Raw genomic sequence first — 5354 nt, 5'->3', positions numbered from 1 at the left:
CGGGCTGGGGTGGGGGTCTCGCCACGAGTCCCGCTGAGGAGAGAGCCCCCACCCGGATCGCATCTCACGATGCGATCCGGCCTCCCCCGCAAGCGGGAGAGGCGAAGAAAGACCATCGACTTTTTTCACAAACGACAACGGTGCAAGAACTCCCCAGCGTCGTCGTCGCAAAAGACCACAACGCGATCCTGCTGCACGCGATCGACGAGGCCGCGGTGCGCGCCGGGCTGTCGATCGGGCTGCCGCTCGCCAATGCGCGGGCGATCTGTCCGGAGCTCACGGTCTATGATGCCGATCCCGCCGCCGATCTGAAGACGCTGAACGACATCGCCGACTGGTGCGACCGCTTCACGCCGCTGGTCGCGCTCGATCTGCCGTACGGGCTGTTTCTCGACATCACCGGCTGCGCGCATCTGTTCGGCGGCGAGCGCGCGCTGCTGCAGACCGTGACGGGGGCGCTGAGCCGGCGAGGCTTTGCCGTCAGCGCGGCGATTGCCGGCACCTCGATCGCGGCGCGTACGCTGACGCGCACCGCCTCGGGCAAGATTGTCGCCGATGGCGAGGAAGCGGCGGCGGTCGGCCCGCTGCCGGTGTCGGCGCTCGGTGCCGATGCCGCTGTCACCACCGGCCTGCGCCGCGCCGGCTTGAAGACCATCGGCGATGTCGCCTCGCGCGCGCCGCATGAAATCTCGGCGCGGTTCGGTGCGGCCTTCACCACCTTGCTCAGCCACGCGCTCGGGCAGGGCGATGCCCCGATCAGCCCGCGCAAGCCGCTGCCCGATTACATCGTCGAGAAGCGTTTCCCCGAGCCGATCGCGACCGACACCGTGATCGCGCTGACGCTCTCAAGCCTCGCCAAGATGCTGGTTGCGGCGATGGACAAGCAGGGCAAGGGCGCCCGGCAGCTGGAGGCGAGCTTCTTCCGCACTGACGGCGCGGTGCGCGCGATCATGGTCGAGACCGGGCGTCCGGTGACGCGGCCCGAGATGATCGACCGCCTGTTCCGCGAGCGGCTCGATGCGCTGAACGATCCGCTCGATCCCGGCTTCGGCTTCGATCTTATTCGCCTCGCTGCCGGCCGCACCGAGATCGTGGTGCAGCAGCAGCGCGATCTCGACGCCACCATACACGACAATGACGAGCTCTCGGCGCTGATCGATCGCATCGCCGCCCGCATCGGCGGAAAACGCGTCGTCGTGCATCTGCCGCTGGAAAGCCACATCCCCGAACGATCGGCGCTCGCGCTGCCGGCGCAGCATCATCTGGCCGCGGCCAGCGCCGCCGCCTGGCCGGAGCGCGTCGCCGGCGAACCGCCGCTGCGTCCGCTCAGGCTGTTCGAGCGGCCCGAACCGATCAAGGTGCCGTTCGCGACCGTGCCCGACGGTCCGCCGCATCAATTCACCTGGCGGCGCGCGCAGCACGACGTGGTGCGGGTCGAGGGTCCCGAGCGCATCGCGATGGAATGGTGGAAGCAGGACGGCGCGTCGCTGACGCGCGATTATTTCCGCGTCGAGGACGCCGAGGGCCAGCGCTTCTGGATCTTTCGCGACGGCCTCTACGAGAGCGAGCTGCGGGACGAGGAGGGCAAGTCCGTTCCGGCCAACTGGTATGTGCATGGGCTGTTCGCATGAGCACACCGCCACCCGACTATGCCGAGATCGGCATCACCAGCAATTTCTCCTTCCTGCGCGGCGGTTCCGATCCGCGCGCCTATGTGCATCAGGCGAGCGAACTCGGGATTCCCGTGATCGGGCTCGCCGATCACAACACGCTGGCCGGCGTGGTGCGCGCCTGGAAGGAGCTCGACAGCGAGAAGGTCGCCCATCCGCCAAAGCTCTTGATCGGCGCCCGCATCGTCTTCATCGACTCTACGCCCGACATCCTGGTCTATCCGCGCGATCGCGCCGCCTATGGCCGGCTGTGCCAGCTCCTGACCCGCGGCAAGCGCGGCGACGACATCGTGCGGATCGAGAAAGGCGAGTGCCATCTGAAGCTCGCCGACCTCCTCGACTTCGTCGAGGGTCAGCTCCTGGTGCTGGCGCTGCCGCATCGCTTTGATGAGGCAGGCACGCTCGATCTGCTTGCAAAGCTGAAGGCAAGCGCCGCCGACGGCGTCTGGCTCGCCGCAAGCCTGCTCTATCGCGGCGACGACAGGCGCCGCCTCGCGCGGCTGCATGGCCTCGCCACTGACGCCGGTGTGCCGCTGCTCGCCACCAACGAGGTGCTCTATCACCATCCGGCGCGCCGCCCGCTGCAGGACGTGCTGACCTGCATCCGCGAAAAGACCACGATCGAGGCGGTCGGCCGCAGGCTCGAGGCCAATGCCGAGCGGCATCTCAAGCCGGCGCATGAAATGATCAGGCTGTTCCGCGATCTGCCGGACGCGATCGCGGAAACCATGCGCTTTGCTGCGCGCATCTCTTTCTCGCTCGACCAGCTCAAATATCAGTATCCCGACGAGCCGGTGCCGCCGGGCAAGACCGCGCAGCAGCATCTGGAAGATCTGACCTGGGCCGGTGTCGACAAATATTTCGGCGGCGAGATCGACGAAAAGCTTCGCACCACCCTGAACAAGGAGCTCGCGCTGATCGCCGAGCTGAAATACGCGCATTACTTCCTCACCGTGCACGACATCGTGCACTATGCGCGCAGCCAGAACATCCTGTGCCAGGGGCGCGGCTCGGCGGCCAATTCCGCGGTCTGCTTCGTGCTCGGCGTCACCTCGGTCGATCCGACCAAGGTCGATCTGTTGTTCGAGCGTTTCATCTCCAAGGAGCGGCTGGAGCCGCCCGACATCGACGTCGATTTCGAGCATTCGCGGCGCGAGGAGGTGATGCAATATGTCTACCGCCGCTACGGTCGCCACCGTGCCGCGATCATCGCCACCGTGATCCATTATCGCCCGCGCAGCGCGATCCGCGATGTCGGCAAGGCGCTCGGGCTGACCGAGGATGTCACCGCGGCGCTCGCCGACACCGTGTGGGGCAGCTGGGGCAAGGGCCTCAACGACATGCAGGTGCGCCAGGCCGGGCTCGATCCCAAAAATGCGATGATCAACCTCGCGGTCGAGCTCGCCACCGAGCTGATCGAGTTTCCGCGCCATCTCTCGCAGCATGTCGGCGGCTATGTGCTGACCCAGGACCGGCTCGACACCTATGTGCCGATCGGCAACGCCGCGATGGACGACCGCACCTTCATCGAATGGGACAAGGACGACGTCGACGCCCTTAGCATGATGAAGGTCGACGTGCTGGCGCTGGGCATGCTGACCTGCATCCGCAAATGTTTTGACCTGATCGCCGACCACAAGGGCGAGCACTGGGAGCTAGCTTCGGTCCCGCAGGACGACAAGAAAGTTTACGACATGCTGTGCCGCGGTGAATCGCTCGGCGTGTTCCAGGTCGAGAGCCGCGCCCAGATGAACATGCTGCCGCGGTTGAGGCCGCAGACCTTCTACGATCTCGTCATCGAGGTCGCGATCGTGCGCCCCGGGCCGATTCAGGGCGACATGGTGCATCCTTATCTGCGGCGGCGGAACGGCCAGGAAAAGGTGAGCTATCCATCGCCGGCGCCCGACCACGGCGACAAGGACGAGCTCTACAACGTCCTGTACAAGACGCTCGGCGTGCCGCTGTTCCAGGAGCAGGCGATGCGGATCGCGATCGAGGCGGCCCATTTCACGTCGGAGGAAGCCAACGGCCTGCGCCGCTCGATGGCGACCTTCCGCAATCTCGGCACGATCGGCAGCTACGAGGAGAAGCTGGTCGGCAACATGGTGGCGCGCGGCTACGATCCGGATTTCGCCCGCAGCTGCTTCGACCAGATCAAGGGTTTCGGCTCCTACGGCTTCCCGGAAAGCCACGCCGCGAGTTTTGCGCAGCTCGTCTACATCTCCTCATGGCTGAAGCACCATCATCCCGATGCGTTCTGCTGCGGCCTGCTCAACTCGCAGCCGATGGGCTTCTATGCACCGGCCCAGATCGTCGGCGACGCCCGCAAGAACGGCGTCACGGTGCGCGAGGTCGATGTCTCCCATAGCTTTGCGCAGAACACGCTCGAGGAGGAGGTCGGCGATCATTGCGCGGTGCGGCTCGGCTTTCGCCAGATCGACGGGTTTCATTGGCTGGATGAGGACGAGGAGAGGCTGAAACAGCTTCAACTGTCATTCCGGAATGGTGCGCTAGCACCAGACCCGGAATCTCGAGATTCCGGGTTCTCGCTTCGCGATCCCCGGAATGACGGTGTTGAGACAGACTGGGCCGACCGCATCGTCGCCGCGCGCGATCGGCGGCCCTTCACTTCGCTGGAAGATTTCGCGCGCGACACCGGCCTGCCCAAGCGCGCGCTGATCCTGCTCGCCGACGCCGATGCGTTCCGCTCGCTCGGGCTCGACCGCCGCGAGGCGCTGTGGGCGGTGCGGCGGTTGCCCGACGACGTGCCGCTGCCGCTGTTCGAGGCCGCCACCGCGCGCGAGCAGCCGGATGAGGGCGCCAAGCCGCTGCCGGAGATGCCGCGTCCGGAGCAGGTGGTCGCCGACTATCAGACCATCCGCTTGTCGCTGAAGGGCCATCCGATGGAGTTTTTGCGCGACACCTTCACGAAGGAGCGCGTCGTCGCCTGTCACACCATCAACCAGAGCAACGACCGCCGCCGCGTCCGCTGTGCCGGCGTCGTGCTGGTGCGGCAGCGGCCGGGCAGCGCCAAGGGCGTCGTGTTCATGACGCTGGAGGACGAGACCGGCATCGCCAACATCGTGGTGTGGCCGAAGGTGATGGAGCAGTACCGGAAAGAGGTGATGGGCGCGCGCCTGATCCTGGTCGAGGGCTATATCCAGAGCAGCCCGGAGGGCGTGACGCATCTGGTGGCGCAGCGCATGACCGATCGCTCCCACGATCTGATCGGCCTCGCCAATGAATCCTTGAGCCGCAAGCATCCGGTGCCGGCGGGCCCCGCGCTGATCGAGCCGCTCAACGACGACCGCCGCGATCACGGCGACAACTCGCCGCAAAAGCTCCGCCACCCGCGCAACGTCCGCATCCTGCCGCCGTCCCGCGATTTCCATTGAACCGCGTGCGACGGCTCTCTCACCGTCACCCTGAGGAGGCCGCGGAGCGGTCGTCTCGAAGGGCGACGGCCCGGCTTTCTCCGCGCGACTGCCAGCGGGGCCTTGCATCCTTCGAGGCTCGCTTCGCTCGCACCTCAGCGACTGTGTTCTTCGTCAAGCGGGTTGCCATGGTTTTTGGTCCCTGAGCATGGCGTTGAGGGTTGTGAGGACTTTGCGTGCAACGGCGATGAGGGCGACCATCTTGGGCTTTCCAGCGGTCACCAGGCGTCGGTAGAAGACCTTGAGCTGC

At 66.2% G+C, this 5354-nt stretch carries 2 protein-coding genes and 1 pseudogene; 2 read left to right on the top strand and 1 reads right to left on the bottom strand.

Features of this window, described 5'->3' with window-relative positions; all coding sequences use genetic code 11:
- Window positions 1-140 precede the first annotated feature (140 nt).
- Window positions 141-1631 (top strand): DNA polymerase Y family protein, encoded by a 1491-nt coding sequence (locus I6F38_RS42860; protein WP_225164636.1) that lies wholly within the window; start codon window positions 141-143, stop codon window positions 1629-1631.
- Window positions 1628-5065 (top strand): error-prone DNA polymerase, encoded by a 3438-nt coding sequence (locus I6F38_RS42855; protein ID WP_225164635.1) that lies wholly within the window; start codon window positions 1628-1630, stop codon window positions 5063-5065. The genes I6F38_RS42860 and I6F38_RS42855 overlap by 4 nt, the downstream gene beginning before the upstream one ends.
- 153 nt (window positions 5066-5218) lie before the next feature.
- Here the strand turns inward: I6F38_RS42855 and I6F38_RS42850 are convergent.
- Window positions 5219-5354, bottom strand: a pseudogene (locus I6F38_RS42850) (IS110 family transposase); the annotation flags it as partial.

The organism is Bradyrhizobium sp. BRP56, assembly GCF_020194035.1.
GTDB lineage: Bacteria > Pseudomonadota > Alphaproteobacteria > Rhizobiales > Xanthobacteraceae > Bradyrhizobium > Bradyrhizobium australafricanum.
The sequence above is the reverse complement of the archived record's forward strand: the minus strand, read 5'-3'. Positions and strand labels throughout refer to the sequence as shown.